The sequence below is a fragment of the Streptomyces sp. NPDC057002 genome (assembly GCF_042673825.1).
Taxonomy (GTDB): domain Bacteria; phylum Actinomycetota; class Actinomycetes; order Streptomycetales; family Streptomycetaceae; genus Streptomyces.
In genome coordinates this window covers 424,088-448,992 of sequence record NZ_JBHURZ010000002.1, presented here as the reverse complement: position 1 = coordinate 448,992, position 24,905 = coordinate 424,088, and the positions used below count along the sequence as shown (strand labels likewise).

Genomic DNA, 24,905 nt, shown 5'->3' with positions numbered 1-24,905 from the left:
TGTCAGGCGGTGCGGCGGATGAGGAGGACGTGGTCGGTGACCTCGGCGGTGCGCCCGTCCGGTCCGGTCGCGATCCGGCGCGGTGCGTCGGCCCGCTCGACCGTCCATGTCCGCGGGGCCAGGTCGATACCCGCGGCGACTTCCCGCGGGCTCGGGTAGTGGATGCCGGGATCCTGGTTCCACGACCACGGCGCGGTCGAGCCGTGGTCGACGACCAGCAGCCGTCCGCCCGGGCGCAGTGCGTGCGCGGCCGAGCGCAGGACCGTGGCCCGGTCCAGGTCGAAGGGGGTGTGCAGGTAATGGGCGCAGACCAGGTCGAAGTCGCCGGGCGGGAAAGATTCGTGCACGTCGGCTCGCACGGTGGTGACGCGGTCGCCCAGGCGGTGTGAGCGGGCGAGGCCGGCGAGCCTCTCGACCGCCACGGCCGAGATGTCGACGGCGGTGACGTGCCACCCCAGCCGGGCGAGCCAGAGCGCGTCGCCGCCGTCGCCGCATCCGAGGTCCAGCACGTCACCGGGCGGCAGGCCCGTCACCGTCTCGGTGAGGCGGACATTCGGCCGCGGACCGCCGGTTGCCGGCCGGGCCGCGTAGACGCCGTCCCAGAACGCGACCGCATCGGTGCTGCTCATCAGGGCTCCTTGTGTCGGGATGCGCTCAGTCTCGCCAGGCACCCCACGACCTGGCACGAATTCTTGCGGTTACGGCAAGATGGCCCGATGGATCGCAAGACGGACCACGAAGTGCTCGACGGGGTGGGGCCGCGGCTTCGTGCGCTGCGTCGTGCCCGCGGCATCACCCTCGCCGACCTCGCGGCGACGACCGGCGTGTCGGAGAGCACTCTCTCCCGGCTGGAGAGCGGGCTGCGGCGGCCGAGCCTGGAACTGCTGCTGCCGCTGGCTCGTACGTATGACGTTCCGTTGGACGACCTGGTCGGCGCCCCGCGCACCGGCGACCCCCGGATACACCTCAAGCCGGTCACGCGGTTCGGGATGACCTTCGTGCCCCTGTCCCGGCGACCGGGCGGGGTGCACGCGTTCAAGATGATCATCCCTGCCCGGCCGGAACCACTCGAACCGACTCCGCAGACCCACGAAGGCTTCGAGTGGCTCTACGTGCTCAGACGCCTGCGGCTCGTGATCGGCGAGCGCGACCTGACGCTGCCGCCCGGTGAGGCAGCCGAGTTCGACACGTCCTTGCCCCACTGGCTGGGCAGCGCCGACGGCGGCGTGGTCGAGCTCCTCATCCTGTTCGGTCTGCAAGGAGTGCGGGCGCACGTGCGCAACGACCCTCAGCGATAGGGCACTTCGAAGTGCTGCGCTGAGCACCTACATGACGGGCGCTCAGGCGTGCGATGCCGTGGCCCGGATGCCGGCGAGCACGACACCGACGATGCGCTCCGCGTCCTCGCGGGTGAACGGGCGCATGCCACGGTTGACGATGAGGTGCACCGGGCCGGAGATCATCTCGCCGAGGAAGCCACTGTCTACCGGGGGGAGTTCGCCCCGGTCGACGGCGGTGTCCACCCGTCGCCGCAGGGCGGCCACACGCTGGTCGAGGATCTTGGTCAGAGCCTCGACGGTGGCGCTCTGGCGGGCGGGCTGGAGGGCCTGTTCGAGTGTCCGGCCGAACGGCGTTTCCAGGCCACCGGCGAGCGCCAGCAGGAAGTCCGCCAGGTCCCGGTGAATGTCGCCGGTGTCGGCGACCGAGGCGAGTTCCTCGGCGTAGCGCACCAGGGCCTCGACCACCAGTTCCTCACGGTCGGGCCAGTTGCGGTAGACGCTGGTCTTGTGGACGCCGGCGAACTCGGCGACCTCCTCGTAACGGAAGCCCGCGATGCCGTCGCGCGCAACGAGTTCGACCGTCGCGGCGAGGATCTGGGATCTCACCCGCGCGTTGCGGCCACCGGGGCGCCGTGCGGGCGACCGGTCAGCGGTCCCGTCGGCCATCGCCGCGCTCACCTCCTGTTTCTCTGCTCGGGTGCCGATTGTCGTCAGGTGCGGCGTTGCGGTGCAAGCCGGTGGTAAGTAAGCTCGCTAAAAGCGACAGATTGTTTCTTTAAGTCGCAGCCCACCTCAGCGAAACCTGGAGCGCCCACGTGAACATGCTTGTTTCCGGAGCCGGTATCGCCGGGCTCGCCTGCGCACTTGAGCTAGGCACCCGCGGCCACGACGTCACCGTCGTCGAGTACGCCCGACATCTCCGGCTCACCGGCACACCCATCGACATCCGCGGTGACGCGATCGAGACCGTGGACAGAATGGGGCTGCTCGCGAAGATCCAGAAGCGACGGGTACGGATGTCCGAGCGCACCCAGTTCGTCGACAGCGCGGGCGAGCCGGTGGCCCCGATCCCGATGGCGGAGATCAGCGACTCCGACGACGACATCGAGCTCCTCCGCGAGGACCTCGTGCGCATCCTCGCCGAAGCACTCCCGGACACCGCGGCGATCCGCTTCGGCGACTCGATCGAGACACTGACCGACGGCGGCGAGAGCGGGGCCGGTGTCGATGTGCACTTCGCGTCGGGCCGCATCGGGCGGTACGACCTGGTGCTCGGTGCCGACGGCCAGCACTCCGCGGTACGCAGACTGGTGTTCGGGCCCGAGGAGGACTATCTCCGGCACCTGGGTGTCTATTTCGCCCTCGCCGACCATCCCGGCGAGGCGTTGTCCGAAGGCGCCAACTCGATCTACAACGTCCCCAGCCGAATGGCGGGCGTCTTCCGGTACAACGGCAGGGCCGTAGCGGTCTTCCAGTTCCGCTCGGAACCGATCGACTACGACCACCACGACCTGGAGTCCCAGAAGAAGATCCTCGTCGAAGCCTTCGCGGGCCACCGGTCTTGGCGGATACCGGAGTTGCTCGATGCCGCCCTCGCCGATCCTGGCTTCTACTTCACCTCCGCGAGCCAGATCCACCTGCCCTCCTGGCACCGCGGCCGCGTCGCCCTCGTCGGGGACGCCGGGTACAGCCCGGCCTTCCTCTCCGGCCGGGGCACCTCACTCGCGCTCACCGGCGCCCGCTTCCTCGCCGAGGAACTCGACCGGTGCCGCGATGACCACACCGCCGCGTTCGCACGGTACGAGGTCCGGCAGCGTCCGTATGTCACGTTCGCCCAGAACCGTGTCCACAGCGGTCGCGACCGCATGCTGCCGACCACTTGGGCCGCCATCGCCGCCCGCAACGAGGCGCTGCGAGCGATGCGCACCACGCCCGACGGCCCTCAGCAGACCACCCCCCGACGCGCTGGAGAGAACGCAGAGTGAAAGACACACTGGAAAAGCCCGCCCCTCGCGCCCAGGAGCAACGCTGGAGCAGGCAGCTCATCCTCTGGGCGGCCGTTCTCACCCTCGCCAATGTCCTGGCCGACGTGGTCATCGGCTCGCCCATGATGGTCCTGCCCCAGTTATTGGAGCATTTCGACACCGACCAGGCGGCGTGGCTGAACGCGAGCGCGATGCTGGCCGGGGCCATCTGGTCGCCGCTGCTCGCCAAGAGCTCCGACATCTTCGGCAAGCGCCGGATCCTCATCGCCACGCTGCTCCTCGCCTGCGCGGGAGCACTGGTCTGCCTCGCGGCCCCCAACGTCTGGATCTTCCTGGTGGGGCGCTTCCTCCAAGGCGCCGCCTTCGCCGCGGTCTTCCTCACGGTGGCCCTCGCACGCCAGATCTGCACCCCGCGGGTGGCGATGGCCCTGGTCGGGCTCGTGACGTCAGGCTCGTCGATCGTCGGAATCATCGAGCCGTTCCTGATGCAGCCCGTCATCGACGTGTTCGGCTACCGGAGCGTGTTCATCGTGGCGGCGCTGCTCGCCGCGGCGGCCGCGCTCTGCGTGCGTTCCTTCATCCCGGAGTCGCCGATCCGCGGCACCGGCCGGATCGACGTGGGCGGGGCGCTCCTGCTCGGCGGCGGCCTCGGCGCGGTGCTCGCCTACACCAGCCTCGGGGGTGACCTCGGATGGCTGTCCGGGGGCATGCTCGCGCTGCTGGCGGCCGGTGCCGCCGCGTTGGCCGGCTGGGCGTTCCTCGCGCTGCGGGTCGACGAACCCATCATCGACGTCCGGGGCCTCAGCCGCCCGATCCTGCTGACGCTGCTGGCCCTGGTGCTGGCGGCAGGCTCTTTCCGGAGCATGCTGCAACTGACGGGCATCATCGCCCAGGTCCCCTCCGAACTGGGGCTCGGGTACGGGCTGGGGGACGGAGAGGCGGTCGCGGTGCTGCTCGCCGCGCCCAATCTCGGCATCGTGATCGGCGGCACGTGCGCGGGATGGATCGCGGGACGGTTCGGTCCCGCGCTGCCCCTCCTCGGCGGCATCGCCGTCGGGACCGTGGCGACCTTCGCGATGCTGGCGGGCGTGTCAGTGCTCCCGCTGGCGGTCGCCTGCGGCGCCATGCTGGGTATGGCCGCCGGCGCGATCGGCGCCTCCGGCTACAACCTGGCGACGGACATCGAAGCGCCCGAGCGGCAGGGCACGATCGCCGGTCTGGTGTCGGTCGTACTCGCCCTGGGCTCGGTCGTCTTCAACTTCGCCGGGGGCGAGGTGCTCAAGGCGACGGTTGTTCCCGGGACCTCCGCCGACGGTGCCCCGGTGAGCACGGCGACCGGCGTGTACCTCTACGTCGCGATGGCGGGAGTGCTCTTCGTCCTCGCCGCGGTGCCCGCGATCATGCTGGTACGCGACCGGCGGGCACGACGTGGGTGGGTGTGACGGACCCTCCCTGGCTTTCGCCCGCGGCCCTAGCGTCGGGTCATGAACGCTGAACAATTGATCGCGGACCTGCACGGCCGGTGGGTGTTCGGCTGGGAACGCCACGCGGGGGACGCGCCGTTCGACTTCCGGCGCACCTTCGGCGACCTCTACGACTTCGGCTCTCCGGACGTCCGCCTCTACGACGACTTCGACCCCGATCAGCGTGTGGCGACCACAGCCGCCGGCTACGGCTCGATCTGGGAGCCCGGCTTTCGCGCGATGGTCTCCGCGCATCATGCCGTCGACGACGGGCCGCACGTCATCGCGGGCCACGATCTGGCCGCGTCCACCCTGACGTTCGTAGCGCGGATCACCCTGCCCGACGGCGCCACGGACATCCGCACCACGACCTCACTGGTCTGGCGCCGAACGCCGGACGGCTGGCGGATCGTCCGCGAGCACAACTCGACCAAGGTCCTGCCCGCGGGAACCCTCGACGACACGCTGCCCGGCGCGGGCCGCAACTCCGTTTCGCGACAGGCGTGAACCACCCCGGCAGGTGCCCCGTAGAGCCCGGTGTGTGCGGCCCGACGGCCGCGGCGAATACGGAGCGACGGAGGGAATCGGCATGGCCGGCGGCAACATCCAGATCAGCCCGGAAGAGATGCAGGAGGCCTCGACCTGGCTGCAGAACCAGAAGGAGCACATGCAGCAGAGCCTCCACGAGGCCAACACCAAGATGGAGGAGATGGTCGAGGCGGCCTACGCGACGCCGGGCTCCGAGACCAAGTTCCGTCCCTTCTGGGAGGAGTACAAGAACGGCACCCAGGAGGCGATCGAAGGGCTGCAGGGCGTCAGCGAGTTCATCAAGCAGGCCGCCGACGCGTTCGTCGACACCGACGACCAGACGTCCGGCTCCATCGGCTGACGTGCCCGGCACGGTCCGGCCCCACCCTCCCTGTGAGGGCGGGGCCGGACGGCCGTAGCAGGAGAGGAGACGCCGATGGGTCGCATCAGCGTTCCCGTGCAGGACTTGAAGGACACGGCCAGGGAGCTCCAGAACATCGGGGATCTGATCGGCAACAGCGCGACCCTCTTCCACGCCGCGGGCGGCCGGGAGGACTTCGAGAGCTTCGTCGGCGACAGCAGGCTCGCGGAGGCTCTCGACGGGTTCGACAAGGCGTGGGTGGCGGGTCACGAGCGGGTCCACGACAACGTGAAGAAGTTCTCCGAGAACGCGGACGCGATCTCCGAGAACTTCACGAAGACGGACGACGACGTCGCCAACTCGCTGGACGAGTCGAAGAAGGACGCGTGACAGGAGACGTCGTGCGGAAGGGAAAAGCGTCATGACGCACCCGGTCACGGAGCAGCCCGAGGGCGCGCCCGCCGGCTACACACTGAGGTTCCCCGACTCCTGGTGGCATCTCGACCTCGACCCCAACACCCGGGACGCGTCGATCCGCCGCCGTATCGAGTCCCAGGTGGAGAAGGCACCGCAGCTCTCCCGTGAGCAGGTGGAGGAACTGATCCGCAGTACCCGGCGCATCGCCCGCGAGGCGCACGCGCAGGGCGCGCTGCGGGCGTCGGGGATGCTCAGGATCCTCAAGGCGGGCAGCGGACCCCTGGTGCTCAGCGCCACGACGGCCGTGCTCCGGATCTCCGTTCCCGAGGGGCAGTCGGAGGATCTGGCGGACCTCGTCATCGCGGCCGGCATGCAGCTCGGCACCCAGGCGGAAGGCACCGGACTGCCACCCGGCGAGGTGGAGTTGCTGGAACTGCCCCAGGTCGGAGCAGCCGGACGGATCACCAGGATCGAGGACGTTGACCACAAGGGGACGCCCGTCCCCACCGCGATGCGGCACACCCTGATCCCGGTGCCGAACAGCCGGGACTATCTGGTGCTCGCCAGCTCCACCCCCAACGTGGATCTGGCGGAGCAGTTCTACGAGGTCTTCGACGCGATCGCGGAGTCGTTCCGCTTCGAAGACCCGGCCGGCCCGTCCGGCGCAGCGGATCCGGCTGCGGAAGCGGCCGGTGGAGGCCCCATGGGCGAAGCAGACAAGGGAAAGTGAGGTCGCGGACGTGGCGCGTCCAGCGGTGTCCGAGTGGGAATCGGTCTTCGGGTTCTCGGACGACCCGACTCCGGGTGATGCGGAGGTGCTCGGAGAGCTCGCGAGGAGCTATCGCTCCGTGGCGGACAACGCGGGCGAAGCCCTCCCCCTCGTCTCCGGGCTGGAGAACCAGCAGGTGGGCGAGGGCAAGACCATGGAGAAGCTCCGGGACAAGCTGGGCGACCTGGCCGAGCAGGTGCGCAAGCTGCACAGCTCGTACGACCAGGCGGCCGGCGCGCTGGACACCTACGTCCATTCGCTGCTTGATCAGCAGCGGAACGCCGATCACGCGCTGGAGAAGGGGCGGGAGGCCAAGGAGCGGCTGGCGTCGGCCACCGCGGTGGTGCTCGCCGCCGGTGTCGAGATCGGCCGGCTGGACGGGGCCGAACATCCTCCGGACGACGCGGAGGCGCGGGCGAGCACGCGGCGGGCGGTCGACGAGGCGCAGAGCAAGCAGTCCACGGCGCAGACGCAGGCCGATGACGCGCAGGCGGACCTCGACGCCGCCCGCATGCTCGCCGAGGACGCACGGCAGGTGCGCGAGGAGGACGCCTCCGTCGCGGCCCAGAAGCTGGACGACGCGAAAGACGAGTCGGTCGCGGGCTACAGCCTGTGGGACAAGATCAAGAAGGCGCTGAGTACGGCACTCGGCATCATCAGCGCGGTGCTGGGTGTCGTGGCCCTGCTGGTACCCGGTCTGCAGGGGCTGGGAATCGCCCTGACGATCGGCAGCCTCGTGGCCGGTGCGGCGTCGTTGGGCATCAACATGTCCATCATGGCGGAGACCGGCGAGTGGAACATCGCCGAGATCGTGCTCGGCGTCGTGGGCATGGTCGCGGGCGGGGCCGCGCTCCTCAAGGGCGTCGGGGGGATCGGTTCGGCTCTCAAGGGAGTCAAGCCCTCCTCGATGAAGAATCCGCAGGGCGGCATCCGCTTCAACAGCCGGGGCGCGAACAGCCGTACCTGCAAGACCGACCCGGTCGATGTGGCCAGCGGTGAAATGCTGCTGACGCAGACCGATCTGGAGCTGCCCGGCGTTCTTCCGCTGGCCCTCAGCCGCACGCATCTCTCCACGTACCGCTACGGGCAGTTCTTCGGCCCGTCCTGGGCCTCCGCCCTGGACGAGCGCCTCGAAGTCGACGGCCGGGGACGCGTGCTGTGGGCCCGCGAGGACGGCTCGATCCTGACCTACCCGAGGCTTCCCGCCGCCGGGTCGGACGATCAGGCGTGGCCCGAGGAAGGCCCCCGCCTCCCGCTGACCTCTGCGGAAACGGGCGCCGGGGAGGTCACCTACCGCGTCACCGATCCGCACACGGGCGTCGTCCGCGCCTTCGCGAACCATCCCGGTGACGACGAGAACTCCTGGTACTGGCTGACCGGGTGGCACGACCGCAACGGCAACGAGGTCACCGTCTCCCGTCTGGAGGACGGCACCCCCACGAGGCTGGACCACTCGGGCGGCTACCGGGTCGACGTGCACTGCCTCGCCGGGGTCCTGACCCGTCTGACGGTGAGTACGCCCGAGGGCCCGGTCGAGGTCATGTCGTACAGCCATGACGCGGCCGGGAACCTCACGCATGTGGCGAACTCGTCGGGCAAGTCGCTGGTGTTCGGCTATGACGACCGGTCCCGCATCACCTCCTGGACGGATCGGAACGACTCCACGTACCGCTACGTCTACGACGACGACAACCGCGTCACGGAGACCATCGGCCCCGAGGGCTACCTCTCCTCACACTGGAGCTACGACCCCGACCGGCACCGGACGCACTACACCGACGCCTGCGGCGCCACGACCGTCTACCAGCTCAACGACCTCCACCAGGTCATCGGCGAGACCGACCCCCTCGGCAACACCACGACCTCCGAGTGGGACCGCTACGACAACCTCCTCGCTCACACCGACGCCCTCGGTAACACGACCCGGTACGAGTACGACCGAGCCCACAATCCGACCGTCATCCACCTCCCGGACGACAGCACCGCGACAGCGTCGTACAACGAGCTGAACCTCCCCACCTCGTCGACGGGCCCCGACGGGACGGCGTGGCAGCAGGAGTTCGACGAGTGGGGCAACCTGACCACGGTCATCGCCCCGGACGGGACCACGAGCCGTTTCACCCATCACCCCACCGGCGCGATCGCCTCGGAGACGGACCCGTCCGGCGCGGTGGTCACGTACGAGGCCGACGGCGCGGGTCTCCCCCTGGCACTCGTCGGCCCGGCCGAGCACAGGGCGACCATCGAACGCGACGCGTTCGGCCGGCCCACGGTGATGACCGACCCGCTGGGCGCCGTCACCCGCGCCACGTGGACCGTCGAGGGCTTCGTATCGGCGCGTACCACGCCCGACGGCCGGAGCGAGCACCTCTCCTGGGACGGTGAGGGCAACTGCCTGGAGCGCACCGACCCGGCGGGCGGCGTCAGCACCTTCGAGTACACGCACTTCGACAAGCTCGCCGCCCGCACCGGCCCTGACGGCGTCCGCCACACCTTCGCCTACGACCCGGAGCTGCGTCTCACGCAGGTGCTCAACTCACAGGGCCTGAGCTGGGACTACACCTATGACCGGGCTGGCCGGCTGACCAGCGAGTCCGACTTCGACGACCGCGAAATCACCTACGCTCACGACGCCGTGGACCGTGTGGTCTCCCACACCACGCCCCTGGGCGAAGAGATCACCTTCCAGTACGGCTCCGTCGGTGAGCTGCTGGCCAAGGACGTCGCGGGGGCGCAGACGTCGTACACGTACGACCCGGGCGGGGAACTCGTCCGAGCGGCTACCCCCCACTCGACGGTGGAGTTCGAGCGGGACCTCATGGGCCGCCTCCTGGCCGAGACAGTGGACGGCCGCACCACCCGCTTCACTTATGACCTCCTCGGCCGCCGCACTTCCCGTGTGACACCCACGGGCGCCGTCACCGAATTCGGCTACGACGAAGCCGGCAATCGCGAGTCCCTCACCACCGAGGGACACCGGCTGGACTTCAGCCACGACGTCCTCGGCCAGGAACTGGCCCGCGTCTGGGGCACGGACGCATCGCCCGTGCGAGCGACGACTGCCTGGGACAAGGCGGGACGCCTCGTCTCCCAGGGTCTCGTCACCCCCGGCCGTACCCTCCGCGACCGCAGCTACACCTACCGGGCCGACGATCACCTCATGGCCGTCACCGATGCGGTGGCCGGCACGGTCCAGCGGATGGAACTCGACCCTGTCGGGCGCCCGCTGACGGTGACGGCGGATGGATGGAGCGAGTCCTACGCCTACGACCAGGCGGGCAACCAGACCTCCGCGAGCTGGCCGGAGAAGGCCGGCCGCCCCGAGGCCCGCGGCGAGCGCTCCTACACCGGCACCCGCATCGACGCTGCCGGCGCGGTGCGTTACGAACACGACGCCGCGGGCCGCATGGTGCTGCGTCAGAAGCGGCGTCTGTCGCGGAAGCCCGACACATGGCGCTACGAGTGGGACGCCGAAGACCAGCTCCTGTCCTGCACCACCCCCGATGGCGTCCTGTGGCGCTACACCTACGACCCGCTGGGCCGCCGCACCGCCAAGTACCGCATGAACACCGACGGTTCGGTGGCCGAGGCCGTCACTTTCACCTGGGACGGCACCCGCCTCGCCGAACAGACCGACACCACCACCGGTGTCACTCTCACCTGGGACTACGAGGACCACTGCCCCCTCACCCAGCTCGAACGCAAACCCCGCCCCGCCGACGACCTCACCCAGGCCGAGTGGGACTCCCGTTTCTTCGCGATCGTCACCGACCTGGTGGGCACCCCCACCGAACTCGTCGACGAAACCGGCCACATCGCCTGGTACTCCCGAACCACCCTCTGGGGCACCACCACCCGCAACCGCGACGCCACCGCCACCACTCCCCTTCGCTTCCCCGGCCAGTACGAAGACCCCGAAAGCGGACTCCACTACAACTACTTCCGCCACTACGATCCGGAGACGGGGCGGTACGCGTCACCGGATCCGCTGGGGCTGGCACCCGCGCCCAACCCCGTCGCCTATGTCGACGCCCCCCGGACGGCCATGGACCCCTTGGGTCTGGCCGTCTGCACGCGCTCCAAGTCCAAGTCCAAGTCGGCGACCGTGGGCAAGAACGGCAAGTCCACCTACCGGAAGACGTTCTTCAACGCCAACCCCGCCCAGAAGGGGAAGCCGCTGGTGATCCATCACGCCGTTGAACAGCAGGCTTTCAAGAGGTACCCGGGCGTCTTCAGGAAGGACGAGATCAACTCCGTGGAGAACCTGCGCGGAATCCCCAAGAAGATCAACAGCACGGTACACCTGCGAGACATACGCAAGGAATGGAATTCCTTCTACAACAGCAACCCCACGACGACCCCGACGACCAAGCAAGATCTCCTCGACAAGGCAACGGACATAGACAACAAGTTCGGGAAACAGTTCGATCCGCCCGTTCGCTGATGTTCACCCGATTCCGGAGGTCTTGCGGCAAACTTCGCGCCGGGCGACCAATTCGCCTTCGCGCGGACGGGGACCGACACGGAGAGAGGGCTCCCGCCGACCTCGTCGGCGGGAGCCCTCTGTAGTGTCCGGACGGTGTGTCCGGCGCGATGGTCAGGCAGGTGCGTCCGGCTCCGCGATCACCGTCTCCGGTACCTGGACCGTGCGCAGCACGCCGTCGCCCAGGTGCAGGATCGCCCGGCCCGGACGGGCCGCGCCCAGCCGGCTGCGCGGGACCTTGACGCCTATCAGTTCGCCGTCGCTCATGTTCTGCGGCTTCAGCAGCAGTCCGCACCGGTTCCGGCGGGCCTCGGTGTGCCAGCCGGAGAAGCCGGAGGAGAGCCGGTCGGTCTGCCCGGCGACGACCAGCCCCCGGCCGGTCTCCGTACCGGACTTGGAGATCTGCGTGAGGACCGGCTCGGCCTTCGTCTTCAGCAGCAGGTCGGCGTCGTCCAACAGCACCACGGCCCCTTCGGGCGCGGCGGCCAGCGCCTGCTCCAGCGCCGCCGGGTCGATGTCGGACTCGTCGAACACCGCGAGCACTCCCGGCCGTCCGGCCAGGGCGCGCAGCGGCGAGCGGGCGGGAGCCCCGATCACGACCGGGGTGCCGGACGCGAGCAGCGACCGCGCCAGCGTCGCCAGGACGGTGCTGCGCCCGGACCGGGCGGGGCCCGCCACCAGGAAGGTCGGCGTCACCGAGAAGTCCGGTCCGAAGGCGGTCAGTTCGTCGCCGCCGACGCCGGCCGGCGCCCAGCGCGGGTGCGGCCACGGCTGCGGCGCGTACCCGGCAGCCTCCTCCCAGGTGAGCCGGTCCGGCAGGGTGTCGACGCGGAACGGCCGGGTGGCGGCGGGCAGATGAGCCGCCCCTTCACGGCACTGCTCGGCGATCCGCTGGAGCGCCGCGGCCTGTGCCTGGCCCCCGGGGTCGTCCGTGAGGAGCGCGATCTGCACCTCCGCCTTGTCGGCGGCGCGCAGTGCCCGGCCCGGCGGGATCTCGTCGGGCACCTTCCGCTGGGTCACGCCGATCATGCCGTACTCGGACTTGTCGTTCAGCTTCAGGACGAGCTTGTCCTCGGTGGAGTTGCCGACCCGGCTGGAGAACAGCGCCCGGTCGCCGGTCATCACCAGGTGGATGCCGGCACTCGCGCCGTCCCGGAGCAGGGTCTGCACCCCGGACAGCAGGTTTCCGGAGTCGTACTCGCCGAGCTGCTTGTCGAAGACTTCCCACCGGTCGATGAACAGCACGATGTGCGGCGGCCGTTCGTCCTCGGGCAGCGCGCGCCTCAGTTCCGTCAGGTCGGCGCTGCCGCGGGCGGCGAGCATCTCCTGCCGCCGGGCGAGCTCCGCCGTCAGCCGGGCGAGCAGCCGGGCCACCCGGTCCGGCTGGGTGCGCTGGGTGACGGCGCCGACGTGCGGCAGCCCCTCCATGGCCAGCAGCGCGCCGTTGCCGCAGTCGATGCCGTACAGGTGCAGCTGGGCCGAGGTGTGGGCGAGGGCCAGCATGCCGGCGAGCGTGCGCAGCGTCTGCGAACGGCCCTGCCGTGGCGAGCCGACGACGTGCAGGTGTCCGAGCGTCGCCGGGTCGATCACCAGGGGCAGCCGGGCCTGTTGGGCGGGCAGGTCCACCACGCCGTAGGCGACGGGCGCGAGGTCGTAGTCCGAGGGCGGGGCCGCCGGCAGTTCGCCGGTGACCAGCCTCTCGGGCAGCGGCGGCAGCCAGGGGCTGTGCTGCGCGGGGATGCCCATCTCCCGGTCCGCTTCGCGGATCGCCTTGACGAGGCCGGTGAGGTCGGTCTCCACCTCGGCGGGGGCGACCGCGCCCCGGGGGCGTGGCGGGAGCGGCTCGCCGAGCCGCTCCCAGCCGACCGTCACCGCCCAGGGTGCGGGCAGCGAGGTCGCCGCGGCGCCGGGCCGGCGGCCGCCGACCCGGCCGGACTGGAACGGCACGAGGGAGTTCTGGCCGAGCCGTACGTATGCGCGGCCGGGGTTGCTCTGCGAGATCCCGGCGGCTTCAGTGGAGTTGATGACGTCCTGGCTCTCGCCGGAGTCCGTCACACGGAGCGCGATGCGCAGGTTGGTGTTGGCGCGGATCTCCGAGGAGACGACGCCACTGGGGCGCTGCGTCGCGAGGATCAGGTGGATGCCGAGGCTGCGGCCCCGCTGGGCGATGTTGACCAGGCCCTTCACGAAGTCCGGCAGGTCGCGCACCATCGAGGCGAACTCGTCGATGACGATGAGCAGCCGGGGCATCGGGGTCTGGTCCGCCGGGTTCCGCTCCAGCGCCTCGACGTAGTCCTCGATGTCCTTGGCGCCGGCCGCGGCGAGGATGTGCTCGCGCCGGGTGAGCTCCGCCGTCAGCGACACCAGGGCCCGCTCGACGAGGTGCGCGTCGAGGTCGGTGACCATGCCGACGGTGTGCGGCAGGTCCACGCAGTCCTTGAACGCGGAGCCGCCCTTGTAGTCGACGAGGACGAACGTCATCGCGTCCGGACGGTTCGCCACCGCGAGCGAGGCGACCAGCGTCTGGAGGAGTTCGGACTTGCCGGAGCCGGTGGTACCGGCGACCAGTCCGTGCGGGCCGTCGCGCCGCAGGTCCAGATGGAACGGTCCGTCCAGGGAGACGCCGACGGCCGCCCGGGTCGAGCGGCCCCCGGCGGTCCAGCGGGCCCGGACGCCGGCCGCCTGCGGCGGGTCGAGGGCGAGTACGTCGAGCAGCCGCGCCGAACCGGGGAGCACCGCGGCCTCCTCGTCGGCCCCGCCCGGGTCCCGCAGCGGGCCCATCGCGCGGGCCAGCGAGCGGCACCAGTCCAGGGACACCGCGTCGGGCCGGACGCCCCCGACGGTGTCCCGCCCGGAGCGCCCCACCCGTACGGTTCCGCCGGGCTCCTCGACGACGACGGCGTGGCACTCCTCGGGCAGCAGCCGCTCCTCGGCGTCCAGGCAGACCGCGCGGACGCCGACGGACGGTCCGTCCCGCAGGATCTGCGCCACGCCGGGCAGCGAACGCAGCCTGCGAGCGCCGTCGAGGACGACGAGCACGTCGGGTCCGGCGGGCCGGCTGCGCCGGTTCTCCCGTCCGGCGCGCTCGGCGATCAGCGCGGTCAGTTCGGCGACGCGGCGGGCGCAGGTCTCCGTGCCGTAACCGATGCTGGCCGGGGTGTCGCCGGACTTCTTCCGCACGTGCGGCAGCCAGCGCAGCCAGGACCAGCCGTCCCGGCCCGGGCCGCCGGTCGTCAGCAGGTGGATCTGGAGGTCGCGGGGGCTGTGCAGTACGGCGGCCTGGGCGACCGCCCACCGTGCCACGGAGCGCGCGGCCGGGCCCTCGCCTGCGATTCCCAGGACGTCGTGCTCACGCAGCGCAACGGTCACCGGGACGTCGTACGCTGTCCACGGGTCCTGGCGGCGGTGTTCGTCCTTGGTCGGGTCCTGGAGCACCACGTCGGAGGGCAGGTCGGCGGTCCCGATGCGCAGTTCCAGGAAGTCGGCGTCCGTGGTGCGGCGTTCCCACAGGCGGTGCCGGGGGCCGACTGCGGTGAGCACGACTTCGGCCGGGTCGGGGAAGCCACGGCGCCGGGCGGTGCGTTCGGCCGTCAGGGCCTTCTCCGCGTCGCCCTCGATGCGCTCCTTCTTCTCCTCGTAGGCGGCGACCGCTTCGGAGTGGGACTCCTGTCCGTTGCGCCGGCTCATCAGGTAGTTGCCGACGATCACGACCGGGGAGAGCAGCCCGAACAGCAGCATCGTCAGGCGGCCGAGAATCAGCGCCCCGGCCACCGCCATCACCAGCGGGGCGGCCGCCGCGAGCCACGGGAGCGGCCGGGCGGCGGGCGGCGGGGGCGGGGAGGGCAGGGTGAAGCGGGTGGCGTTCTCGGCCGGCCGCAGCCGTGGCGGGCGGCTGTAGTCCCAGCCGGTGCCGTCCTCCGACGGCTCCACGGCCGCGTCCGGCCGCTGAGGCAGGGCGAGTTCGAGCAGGCAGCCGCCGACGAGGAGCTGTGCGCCGGCCGGCCAGGCGGTGGCCTCGGCGAGGTCCTCGCGGTCCAGTTGCAGGGTGCCGCCGTCCGGCGCGGACGGGTCGGGCGCCACGCGGCAGCGTCCTCCGGGACCCACCGTCAGAACGGCGATCGGACGCTTCGGTACGGTGCGCAGCACCTGGGCGGCCCCGTCGGATGCCAGCCCGATCCGGTACTCGCCGATGTCGAGCCGGTGCACCGCGCCCGCCCCGGTACCGCCGACCGCACGGACCTCCGCCAGCCCGTCCGGTTCGGTCGACGAGGTACCGGCCGGGCGGCCCAGGCCCACGACTGCGGCGTGGTGGAGCGGCGCGTCCCGCAGCGGCAGGTCCGCGGGCAGCAGCCGGTCGCCGACGTACAGGCCGAGGCCTTCCGGGGGCCGGTGGACGCCTCCCGCCCCGGCGAGCGCCTCCGCGACGCCGCCCACGGGCGTGTCGGGGTCGGCGTCGAGGTGGACGTCGAACGCATCACTCTCCCCATCGACCACGGTCAACATCAACGACACGAAACGTCCTCCAGCCAGCGTGTTTGCGGGGGCGCGCAAGCCGTGCTCGGCAGCTCTCGCGCCACTGACGGGACCTACGGCGCCCGCCCGCGGATGGTTCACGGACGGTTCTCGGGCCTGCGCCCACGCGCCCGTGAACCGTCTGTGGCCGCGCCCCGTAGTGCCATCGGGTGCGGGGCGCCCGCAGGGTGCCGCGACTCCGCCGCGGTGCCGCCCCTCGCCTTCGCTTTCGACCGTCCCGGCTCCGCCGCCGGGGTCCCGACAAGGAGTCAGAAGATGATCTGGTACGTCCTGGCCGTGGTGCTGGGGCTGGCGCTGATCGGTGCGGTGGCCGCGCTGGTCGTCACCGAGCGGCAGCCCCGCCCGCCGAAGCCCGTCGCCCCCTCGGCCGCCGTCGAGGGGCAGGAGGCGCTGGACGTGGTCGACGCGGGCCTGCGCCGGCTGACGGGCGAGTGCCTGCGCTCCGGCCGGTCGCTGCCCGACATGTACGCCGTCGTCTACTCCGAGGAGCGGCTCGGACTGCTGCTGGCCGACGCGGAGGAGAACGCCCCCGCGCCCTGGACCGCCGAGGCGGACGGCGAGCGCTGGACGGTCTCGCCCGACGTCCTGCGCCGCCGCGGCCCGGAGGACGAACCGTCCCTGCCGTACGCGCTGACGGTGACCGTGGGGCTGGACGGCGCCGACCGGGTGCTGGTCGACCTCTCCCGGGCGTCCGGGCCCGTTTCCGTGGCGGGCCCCGACGAGGAGGTGCGCAGTCTGGCGCGGGCCGTCGTCACCGAGGCGCTCGCCGGGCCGGTGGGGGCTCTCGCCGAGGTCACCCTGGTGGGATCGGTGGCCGGCGAGGGGCTCATCGCCGACGACGTGCCGCAGGCCTCGCGTCTGCACACCGCTGCCAGCCTGGAGGAGGCGTTCGCCGTGGCGGCCGCGGCGGGCCCGGGCCGGCCGGAGCCCGGGTCGTCCGACGTCACCCAGATCTTCCGGCTGATCGAGGGCGGCAGCCAGGTCGCCGTCCAGGGCGAGGCGCCGCACCTGTTCGTCGTGGACGCCTCACAGCTCCCGCGGCGGGAGGGCGCGTTGGACGGCCTGCGGCGCGGGGACGCGCTGCTGGTGCTCGGCGACGCGCCCGCCGGGTGGCGCTGGCGGGCCGGTGACGGCGGATCGCTCGACACCGGCCCGCTCGGCCTGGAGATCACCCGGCATGTGGGGCGTCTCGCCGAGTCTCACCCGGCGTCGCGGTAACGGCCGTCCGCGTACAGCCCTCGGCTGTACAGCGCCTCCCGCAGGGCGCGGGAGGCGTAGAACGTCCGCGACTTGACCGTGCCCGGCGGGACGCCGAGGACTCTGGCCGTCTGGTTGACGCTTCGCCCCAGGTAGTGCACGTGCATCAGAACCTCGCGCTGCGGCGGCCGCAGATCCCACATCGCCTCTAAGAGCACCTGGGAGGTGAGCATGTGGTCCACATCGTCGGACACCGTCGGGTGGGCGAGTTCCGGGTCGCCGGTCTCCGCCGGTCTGGCCTGGCGGGCCCGGAGGTCGTCGATGACGAGGTTGCGCAGCACGGTGAACAACCATGGCCGCGCCGCGTCGGTGGTCGGGTCGATCTCCCCGGCGTGGCGCCAGGCGCGGATCGCGACCTCCTGGAGGACATCCTCGGCGCGGTGCCAGTCGCCGTGCAGTCGCCGGGCGGCGAACTGCAGCAACGCGCGGCCGTGGACCTGGTAGAAGGCTCTGAGAAACTCCTCGGGGCGGAGTTCCGCGGTGGGAGGACGCGATATTCGGTCTTCGGTCGGGGTTTCGGTCGAAGTGCTGGCCGACAAGGGCCTTTTCCTCTCCTGTCGCCTGTGGGGCGGCGACGGTGAACGCGCCCCGGTACCGCCGTCGTTCCGGCGGCCGGGGCGCGTCAGTCCGGTTCGCGGATGTCAGTCCGGATCGCGGATGTCAGTCCGGATCGCGGATGTCAGTCCGGTTCGCGGGCGGAAAGCGAGTCCACCTCAGCGGCCGTCAGTTCCCGGTCGTAAACGTGCACATCGGAGATGTCGCCGTTCCAGTGATCGGCCGCCTCCCCCCCGATCTTGCCGCGTCCGATCACGACGTCACCGCTGGGCTTCTCCTTGCTGGAGGCCTCTCTGCTGCCCGCGAGTCTGCCGTCCACGTAGATCCGCATCCGGTGGTCCTTCTGGCTGTACGTGCCGGTCAGGTGGTACCAGCGGTCGGCCTGCGGTCGTTCGGACTTCTCCGCGACGGTACGGGCGCCGGGGAAACTGAACGCGAAGTTCTCGTCCTGGCCGGAGTACTGGAGGAAGAACGTGCTGATGCCGAGGCCGTCCTGGGAAACGGCGGTGTGGAAGCCGTTCGTGGAGGCGAGCCGCACCCGTGCGGCGACCGAGTAGTCCGCGCCGGTGGTGTCGATCCGGGAACTGGCGTCCACGTATCCGTTGCCGTCCAGCCGCAGGGCGCCGCCCTCGGGACCGTCGTCGGTCCACTGCACATCGCCGCTGACGACGGCATCGGCCTCACCGGCCTTCGCGGTGCCGGACCGGTGGAGGGGCCACCACCCGACGCCGCGCAGCGACTCGGCGCTGGTACCCGGCGTACCCGGCGACGCCTGTTGCTCCTTGGACGCCCCGGATTCCTGACCGCGCACCAGTTGGGCGACGACGAAGGCCAGGGCGACGGTCAGTACGGCGATCGCGGTGATGAGTGACCATCTGCGCGTCATGATGCCCCCTGGGCCGTGCGGCGGAGGAATGTCACTGGTGATCAAATTTCCATTCGGGAAGTAGTTTGACGTACCACCAAAGTGTGACAGGCCTATGTGAACACGACTGTGGGCGCCTCTGGATGTCCTGTGTGCGCCGCACCGCGCGGCAACGCCCCGGGCGGCCTACGGCAGGCGCCACTCCACCGGCGCGCTCCCCTGCCGCAGCAGCAGATCGTTGGCCCGGCTGAACGGACGCGAACCGAAGAAGCCGCGGTCCGCCGACATCGGTGAGGGATGAGCGGACTCGATCGCCGGGAGGTCTCCCAGAAGTGGCCGCAGATTGCGCGCGTCACGCCCCCACAGGATGGACACCAGGGGCTTGCCGCGACCCGCCAAGGCCCGGATCGCCTGCTCGGTGACCTCTTCCCAGCCCTTGCCCCGGTGCGCGCCGGGCTTGCGCGGGGCGGTGGTGAGCGCCCTGTTGAGGAGCAGCACCCCTTGCTGCGACCACGGCGTCAGATCGCCGTTGGACGGCCGGGGCAGCCCCAAGTCCGTATGCATTTCGCGGAAGATGTTCTCCAGGCTGCCCGGCAGCGAACGCACCTCGGGCGCCACCGCGAAGCTCAGCCCGATGGCCATCCCCGGAGTGGGGTAGGGATCCTGGCCGACGATGAGGACGCGAACGTCGTCGAAGGGCTGCTGGAAGGCCCGCAGGACATTCGCCCCGGCCGGGAGGTAGGTCCGGCCGGCCGCTATCTCGGCCCGCAGGAAGTCCCCCATCACGGCGATACGTTCGGCCACGGGTTCCAGGGCCTTCGCCCAGCCTGCTTCGACAAGTTCATGCAAGGGTCGTGGTGCCACAGCGCGTCACCCTACTGGCACACAACCGGTCCCCGCACAAGCACAGAATGCCTCACGCCCGGACGCCGCCCTCGGGGCTACTCTTCTCTTCCTTCCGAGAAGGAGAGGGGAGCCCGTTGCGTCCAGTGACCGTGACCGGGGCGTCGGAGGAATCCGGGTTTCTCGCCGTGGACTCCGGAGGGTCCGGGCTGCGGGCCGTGGTGGGAACCGCCGAGCGCGGGCCGCTGGCCCGGCGGGAGTCGGCGGAGCCGGTCCGCACGGCCGACCGGGGCATCGACCCCGAGCACTTCATGACCCAGCTGATGCCCTTGGTGCGCGCGCTGATCGCGGAGGCCGGGCCGGTGCGGTTGACCGCCGTCGTCATCGGCGCCACCGGGCTCGCCTCCCTGGGTGACGCGCTGCGCGCCGAACTGCCGGGCGCCCTGGCCCGGGAGCTTGGCGTACGGAGGATCGCGCTGGCCGCCGACGCCGTGACGGCGTACGTGGGTGCCCTCGGGCCGCGTCCCGGGGCCGTGATCGCCGGCGGTACGGGCCTGATCGCGATCGGCACCGACCTGTCCGGCTGGCGTCGTGCGGACGGCTGGGGGCATCTGCTCGGCGACTGCGGAGGCGGTGCCTGGATCGGGCGGGCCGGTCTCGAGGCGGCGCTGCGCGCCCATGACGGGCGCGAGGGCGGCTCCGCCTCGCTGCTGGCGAGCGCCGAGGAGGTCTTCGGGCCCGTGGCCGGGCTGCCCGGCCGGCTGTATCCGCGGCCGGACCGGCCCGCCGTCCTCGCCTCCTTCGCACCCCGGGTGGCCGCCTGCGCGGACGGGGATCCCGTCGCGGCGGACATCCTGCGCGCGGCCGCGCGGCACATGGCCGACTCCGCGGCAGCCGTGTGCCCCTCCGGCGGCGAGCCCCGTGTCGCCGTCACGGGCGGCCTGTTCAAACTGGGCGACCCGCTCCTCGGGCCTGTGGACGAGGAACTGGCGCAGCGGCTCCCGCACGCGCGGCGGGTACCGGCCGAGGGCGACCCGCTGCACGGCTCCGTGCGCCTGGCGACCGAGCTGAGCATCGGTCCCCTCACGCTGCCGGGTGACGGGAAGATGCTGTCCGTGACAACCCTTTCGGGTGAATAATCCGACCCGCATGATCCGTACGTAACTCAATCCGTACGTAACTCATCAGACAAAACCGGACGTATACCGCTCACCTGCACCCTCCCCGAACAGGAGAGCCCAGGAAACCAGTAACATGCGGCGCCATGAGTTCCCCCACTGGACCCGAGTCCGGCCTGCCAGTACGAATGCCGCGACCCCGCCAGCCGGGACGGCACCGCCGCCCCGAGCCGCTGGTGGCTCCCGAGGGCGCGCCCGCGCTCGTCCTCGCCGTGCCGGGCACGCCCAGTAGCGCCACGCGCAGCCTCGCCGAGGAGGTCGTGAGCATCGCCCGCTCCGAGCTGCCCGGCCTCGACGCCCGGATCGGGTACCTCGACGGGGACAACGCGGAGTTCTTCACGCTCCAGGCCGTGCTCGCGCACGCCGCCGAGGAGCGCACCGCCCGCTTCGAGCAGGCGCGTGCCGCCGGCATGGACGTCAGGGAGCCCGACGGGCCCGTCGCCGTCGTCGTGCCGCTGCTCGCCGGCCCGGACAGCGCGCTGCTGCGCCGAGTCCGCCAGGCCGTCATGGAGAGCCACATCGCCGCGGAGCTGACCGATGTCCTCGGCCCGCACCCGCTGCTCGCCGAGGCGCTGCACGTGCGGCTCTCCGAGGCCGGTCTGGCCCGCGCGGACCGCGCCCGCCTGTTCACCGTGGCGACCGCCGCGGACGGCATCATCCTGGCCTCCGTGGGCGGTGACGAGGCCGTGCAGGCGGCCGGGATCACCGGCATGCTGCTGGCCGCGCGCCTGGCGGTGCCGGTCATGGCCGCGGCTCTGGACCAGGAGGGCTCCATCGCGTCCGTCGCCGAGCAGCTCCGCTCCTCGGGCTCGCAGCAGCTCGCCCTCGCGCCGTATCTGATCGGCCCGGAGATCGAGCCGGGGCTGGTCGAGGAGGCGGCCAAGGAGGCGGGCTGCTCCGCGGCGGAGTCGCTCGGGCCGTACCCGGCGATCGGGAAGCTGGCGCTGGCGAAGTACACGACGGCGTTGGGCATCACGCCGCAGCAGGTTCAGCAGACGCCGGTTCGCTGACGCGCCCTGTGCATGGCTGAGACGGCCCGCTCCGGTTCGGGGCGGGCCTTCGCCGTTGGGGTGTCGATCAGCCGATGACCACGCACGACGCCGCCGTCACCCTCATCGAGCCCCCTCGTCGCGGGACGCCCGAGCGCAGGTCGGTGGCGAACCAGGTCACGTCGCCGGAACGCTCGTTGGCCACGTACAGGAAGCCGTCGGACGCGGTCAGGGCGCGTGGCCAGCGACCGCCGCAGGGCACCGTGGCGACCAGGTGCAGTTCCTCCCCCTCGACGGCGAACACGGACAGGACGTCCTCGCCTCGGGTGGCGGTCCAGACGAAGCGGCCGTCGGGTGAGGTGGCGATCCCCGAGGGGTAGGCGTCGCGCGCCGGTGCGCCCGGCAGGACCGGGGTCTCGGTCAGTGGTGTCAGCACGCCTTCCGCCGCTTCCCAGCGGCAGACGGTGACGGAGGGGCTGAGTTCGTTGACGACGTAGGCGTACGAGCCCTCCGGGTGGAAGGCCAGGTGGCGCGGTCCGGAGCCGGGCCGCAGGGCGGTCTCCCGGTGCAGGGCCGGGGCGCCGTCGGCCAGCGTGCACACCCGCACCGAGTCGGTGCCGAGGTCGACACTGACGGCCCAGCGCCCGCTCGGGTCGGGCTGCACCTGGTGGGCGTGCGGCCCGTGCTGGCGCGGGGTGTGCGGGCCCCCGCCGGTGTGCTGGAGCACGCCGGACGCGGACCGCGCGAGAGTGCCGTCGGGCCGGACGGGGACGGCGGTGACACTGCCCGAGCCGTAGTTGGCGGTCAGGACGTGTCCGGCGTACAGGCCGAGGTGGGTCGGCCCGCCGGCGTCGACCGGCACGGGCGGTCCGGCCGGCTCGGGCTTGTCCCCCGTCACGCGGTACGCGGCCACCGCGCCCGCGGCCGTCTCACTGACCGCGTACAGCGTGTCCCCGTCGGGCGAGAGGGCGAGGTAGGCCGGGTCGGGGACGACGTTCACGCTGCTCAGGAAGGTCAGCGCGCCGCTGTCGGCATCGACGGCCGCCGTCACGACGCCGGGGCCGCCCGCCGCCGTGAACGACCCGATGAACGCCCGCCGCCTGCTGCCGTCCGCCATCACTGTGCCCTTTCGTCCCTGAGCCGTCCGGAATGACCGCGCGGTCGATCATGCGCGGTCTAGACCAAAGGGTCAAGAGGGTGTGGCGGCTCGTCGCTCAGGCGGCCACGAGTCGCTCAGGCGCCGACCAACGGGGAGCCCGACGGCGTCCGCAGTGGCCGGGCGAGCTCCGCGAGGGCCCGCTCCAGGCCGTGCAGGTGGGCCAGGACCGGTTCCGTCGCGGACGGTCCGTCCGGCTGGACCAGGACGTCGCCGCCCTCGGTGAGCGCCTGGACCGCGGCCTCCACGCGCCGGCAGGCGGTGGCCAGGCGGGCGTCGTGGGAGGCCTCCGGGTCGGCGGCGACGGCGACCAGACCGCGGACCTCCCGGGCGCAGTCGTCGAGGAGGGCGAGCACATGCCGGGCCCGCCGCTTGCGGCCGAGCATCGGGTTCAGCGGGTGCACCAGCGGGGCGACCGAGAGCCGTACCCGGGCGAGCAGCTGCTCCAGCTCGGCCACCCGCGGGGCCGGGTCGGCGTTCACCGCGCCCGCCAGCCGCCGGGCCGTCTCGGCCGTGCAGGCGTGGACGCAGCGCAGGGCCCGCTGGATCCAGGCGTCGGTGACGCTGTGCGTGGTGACGGGCAGGAGCAGGATGACGGCGAGTGCGGCGCCGAGCGCCCCGACGCCGGTCTCGACGAGCCGCAGGGCGAGCAGGCCGGGGCCGAGCACGCCGAGAAGGCCGTAGAGCAGACCGGCGAGCAGGGTCACGCAGAGCATCATCCAGGTGTAGGACACGGCGGCCGTGTAGAAGATGCCGAAGACGCAGACGGCCGCGAGCAGGGCCGTGACGGCCGGGTTCCCGTGCACCGGCAGGGCGACGAGCAGGCCGAGGGCGATGCCGATGACCGTGCCGAGCAGCCGCCGGAAGCCCCGGACCAGGGTCTCGCCGCGCGAGGTGGTGTTGACGAAGATCCACCAGGTGGCGCCGACGGCCCAGTACCAGCGCTGGCCGGACACCAGCTGACCCACGAAGAGGGCGAAGCCCGCTCCGGCGGTGGCCTGGATCGCCTGGCGGGTGGTCACCCGGGCCAGTCCGGTACCGCCCGGCGGGGCGGGCACGGCGGGCGGGGGCAGGCGGCGCTCGTAGCACCACAGGCCGAAGCGCACGGCGGCGGCCGCGAGGACGGACAGCAGGACCGCGGCGTACAGCTCGGGCAGCTGGTCCGTGGTGGCGTGCAGGAACTGCGCCACGAAGAAGGTCATGAAGGCGAAGACGCCGAGGCTGTGCCCGCGCGGGCCCCAGCGGCGGGCGTACACGCCCACGCCGACCACGGCGAGGAAGGTGAGGTCGCGGGCCACCGGATGGTCGTGCAGTCCGGCAGCGGCGGTGAGCACGGGCAGCCCGACGACGGGCAGCAGCGCGGTGGTGACCGCCTGGCCGCGGACGGTGGCGTCGGTGACGGTGAACAGGGCGAGCAGTGCGGCGAGACCGCCGGTGACGGCCCCCGTGAGGGAGTGTCCGGCGAGGCCGCACACGGCGACCGCGAACGTGATGCCGAGCACGGCACGCGTGGCGAACCGCAACCGCGTCCGCCCCGGATCCGGAGCCATGAACACCCTCTTCAGCACCACTTACCGCCTCCTTCGCGCGCAGGCATGGGAAAGCATGAAAAAGGCGCCGCGGGGTCCGCAGCGCCATCGACGCCCCCATAGGAGCATCCCGGACACCACTGGCTCAACTGGCTCCTTCTAGACTGGGCCATTGGTATAGCCACAGCCGCCGGAGGACGGCCGCGGCAGAGCCAACGGACGAGGAGGGCGCGGCATGCCCGTGGACGAGCTCGACACCCGCATCCTGCGGCTGCAGCTGGAGCAGCCGCGCACGAGCGTGCGCGAGTACGCCCGTATCCTCGGCGTGGCCCGGGGCACGCTCCAGGCCCGGCTCGACCGGCTGGAGCGCGACGGCGTGATCACCGGCACGGCGCCGGCCCTCTCCCCCGCCGCCCTCGGCCATCCGGTGCTCGCGTTCGTGCACATCGAGGTCACCCAGGGTCATCTCGACGAGGTGGGCGACGCGCTGGCCGCGGTGCCGGAGATCGTCGAGGCGTTCTCCATCACGGGCGGCGGGGATCTGCTGACCCGGGTCGTGGCGCGGGACAACGCACATCTGGAGGACGTCGTGCAGAAGCTGATCAGTCTGCCCGGGGTCGTCCGCACGCGCACCGAGATCGCCCTGCGGGAGCGCGTCTCCCAGCGGCTGCTGCCGCTGGTGGAGTCGATCGGTCGCGCGGCCCGCTCCTGACC

20 protein-coding genes are annotated in these 24,905 nt (G+C 71.7%); 12 read left to right on the top strand and 8 right to left on the bottom strand.

Annotated features, from left to right (window positions below; translation table 11 throughout):
* Positions 1-2: 2 nt before the first annotated feature.
* Complete coding sequence (locus tag ACFT32_RS10135) at positions 3-629, bottom strand: class I SAM-dependent methyltransferase (protein ID WP_382487814.1); 627 nt, start codon at positions 627-629, stop codon at positions 3-5.
* 87 nt (positions 630-716) lie between these two features.
* On the opposite strand from ACFT32_RS10135, the gene ACFT32_RS10130 reads away from it, so the two are divergent.
* Positions 717-1,298 (top strand): helix-turn-helix domain-containing protein, encoded by a 582-nt coding sequence (locus tag ACFT32_RS10130; protein WP_382487812.1) that lies wholly within the window; start codon positions 717-719, stop codon positions 1,296-1,298.
* A gap of 42 nt (positions 1,299-1,340) precedes the next feature.
* Here the strand turns inward: ACFT32_RS10130 and ACFT32_RS10125 are convergent, their stop codons facing one another.
* Positions 1,341-1,946 carry a TetR/AcrR family transcriptional regulator gene (locus ACFT32_RS10125; RefSeq protein ID WP_382487810.1) on the bottom strand — a complete coding sequence of 202 codons (606 nt, stop codon included), beginning with the start codon at positions 1,944-1,946 and terminating at the stop codon, positions 1,341-1,343.
* 155 nt (positions 1,947-2,101) lie between these two features.
* On the opposite strand from ACFT32_RS10125, the gene ACFT32_RS10120 reads away from it, so the two are divergent.
* The 7 genes from ACFT32_RS10120 (at position 2,102) to ACFT32_RS10090 (ending at position 11,247) form a co-directional block, all read left to right on the top strand.
* A complete protein-coding gene (locus ACFT32_RS10120; protein ID WP_382488847.1) occupies positions 2,102-3,265 on the top strand; it encodes an FAD-dependent monooxygenase in 1,164 nt (387 codons plus the stop codon).
* Positions 3,262-4,707 carry an MFS transporter gene (locus ACFT32_RS10115; RefSeq protein WP_382487808.1) on the top strand — a complete coding sequence of 482 codons (1,446 nt, stop codon included), beginning with the start codon at positions 3,262-3,264 and terminating at the stop codon, positions 4,705-4,707. Before ACFT32_RS10120 ends, ACFT32_RS10115 begins: the two co-directional genes overlap by 4 nt.
* Positions 4,708-4,749: 42 nt before the next feature.
* The gene (locus tag ACFT32_RS10110; protein ID WP_382487806.1) at positions 4,750-5,235 is read left to right on the top strand and encodes a YybH family protein; all 486 of its coding nucleotides are present in this window, start codon (positions 4,750-4,752) and stop codon (positions 5,233-5,235) included.
* Between the two features lie 82 nt (positions 5,236-5,317).
* Positions 5,318-5,617 (top strand): WXG100 family type VII secretion target, encoded by a 300-nt coding sequence (locus tag ACFT32_RS10105; protein WP_382487805.1) that lies wholly within the window; start codon positions 5,318-5,320, stop codon positions 5,615-5,617.
* Between the two features lie 75 nt (positions 5,618-5,692).
* A complete protein-coding gene (locus ACFT32_RS10100) occupies positions 5,693-6,007 on the top strand; it encodes a hypothetical protein (RefSeq protein WP_382487803.1) in 315 nt (104 codons plus the stop codon).
* A 31-nt stretch (positions 6,008-6,038) separates the two neighbouring features.
* Complete coding sequence (locus ACFT32_RS10095; RefSeq protein ID WP_382487801.1) at positions 6,039-6,764, top strand: hypothetical protein; 726 nt, start codon at positions 6,039-6,041, stop codon at positions 6,762-6,764.
* A gap of 10 nt (positions 6,765-6,774) precedes the next feature.
* Complete coding sequence (locus ACFT32_RS10090) at positions 6,775-11,247, top strand: DUF6531 domain-containing protein (RefSeq protein WP_382487799.1); 4,473 nt, start codon at positions 6,775-6,777, stop codon at positions 11,245-11,247.
* Positions 11,248-11,400: 153 nt separating this feature from the next.
* Here the strand turns inward: ACFT32_RS10090 and ACFT32_RS10085 are convergent, their stop codons facing one another.
* Positions 11,401-15,789: an FtsK/SpoIIIE domain-containing protein gene (locus tag ACFT32_RS10085; RefSeq protein WP_382488845.1), complete on the bottom strand. Its 4,389-nt coding sequence runs from the start codon at positions 15,787-15,789 to the stop codon at positions 11,401-11,403.
* A 285-nt stretch (positions 15,790-16,074) separates the two neighbouring features.
* Between ACFT32_RS10085 and ACFT32_RS10080 the strand changes: the two genes are divergently transcribed.
* On the top strand, positions 16,075-17,037 hold the full coding sequence (locus ACFT32_RS10080; RefSeq protein ID WP_382487797.1) for a hypothetical protein: 963 nt from the start codon (positions 16,075-16,077) through the stop codon (positions 17,035-17,037).
* Here the strand turns inward: ACFT32_RS10080 and ACFT32_RS10075 are convergent.
* From ACFT32_RS10075 to ACFT32_RS10065, 3 genes are all read right to left on the bottom strand, one after another.
* Complete coding sequence (locus tag ACFT32_RS10075) at positions 17,019-17,615, bottom strand: sigma-70 family RNA polymerase sigma factor (RefSeq protein WP_382487795.1); 597 nt, start codon at positions 17,613-17,615, stop codon at positions 17,019-17,021. The genes ACFT32_RS10080 and ACFT32_RS10075 overlap by 19 nt on opposite strands.
* A 140-nt stretch (positions 17,616-17,755) precedes the next feature.
* Complete coding sequence (locus ACFT32_RS10070) at positions 17,756-18,517, bottom strand: LamG domain-containing protein (RefSeq protein WP_382487793.1); 762 nt, start codon at positions 18,515-18,517, stop codon at positions 17,756-17,758.
* 165 nt (positions 18,518-18,682) lie between these two features.
* Positions 18,683-19,360, bottom strand: coding sequence for a uracil-DNA glycosylase (locus ACFT32_RS10065; protein ID WP_382487791.1), 678 nt, complete (start codon positions 19,358-19,360; stop codon positions 18,683-18,685).
* A gap of 116 nt (positions 19,361-19,476) precedes the next feature.
* On the opposite strand from ACFT32_RS10065, the gene ACFT32_RS10060 reads away from it, so the two are divergent.
* Together ACFT32_RS10060 and ACFT32_RS10055 are read left to right on the top strand one after the other, a co-directional pair.
* Entirely contained in the window at positions 19,477-20,478 is a 1,002-nt protein-coding gene (locus ACFT32_RS10060) for an N-acetylglucosamine kinase (protein ID WP_382487789.1), read from the top strand.
* A gap of 125 nt (positions 20,479-20,603) precedes the next feature.
* Entirely contained in the window at positions 20,604-21,527 is a 924-nt protein-coding gene (locus ACFT32_RS10055) for a hypothetical protein (protein WP_311129924.1), read from the top strand.
* A gap of 67 nt (positions 21,528-21,594) precedes the next feature.
* Here the strand turns inward: ACFT32_RS10055 and ACFT32_RS10050 are convergent, their stop codons facing one another.
* Both ACFT32_RS10050 and ACFT32_RS10045 read right to left on the bottom strand, forming a co-directional pair.
* On the bottom strand, positions 21,595-22,623 hold the full coding sequence (locus tag ACFT32_RS10050) for a lactonase family protein (RefSeq protein ID WP_382487787.1): 1,029 nt from the start codon (positions 22,621-22,623) through the stop codon (positions 21,595-21,597).
* A gap of 116 nt (positions 22,624-22,739) precedes the next feature.
* Positions 22,740-24,230: an FUSC family protein gene (locus tag ACFT32_RS10045; RefSeq protein ID WP_382488843.1), complete on the bottom strand. Its 1,491-nt coding sequence runs from the start codon at positions 24,228-24,230 to the stop codon at positions 22,740-22,742.
* Positions 24,231-24,426: 196 nt separating this feature from the next.
* On the opposite strand from ACFT32_RS10045, the gene ACFT32_RS10040 reads away from it, so the two are divergent.
* Positions 24,427-24,903 (top strand): Lrp/AsnC family transcriptional regulator, encoded by a 477-nt coding sequence (locus tag ACFT32_RS10040; RefSeq protein ID WP_382487785.1) that lies wholly within the window; start codon positions 24,427-24,429, stop codon positions 24,901-24,903.
* Positions 24,904-24,905 lie beyond the last annotated feature (2 nt).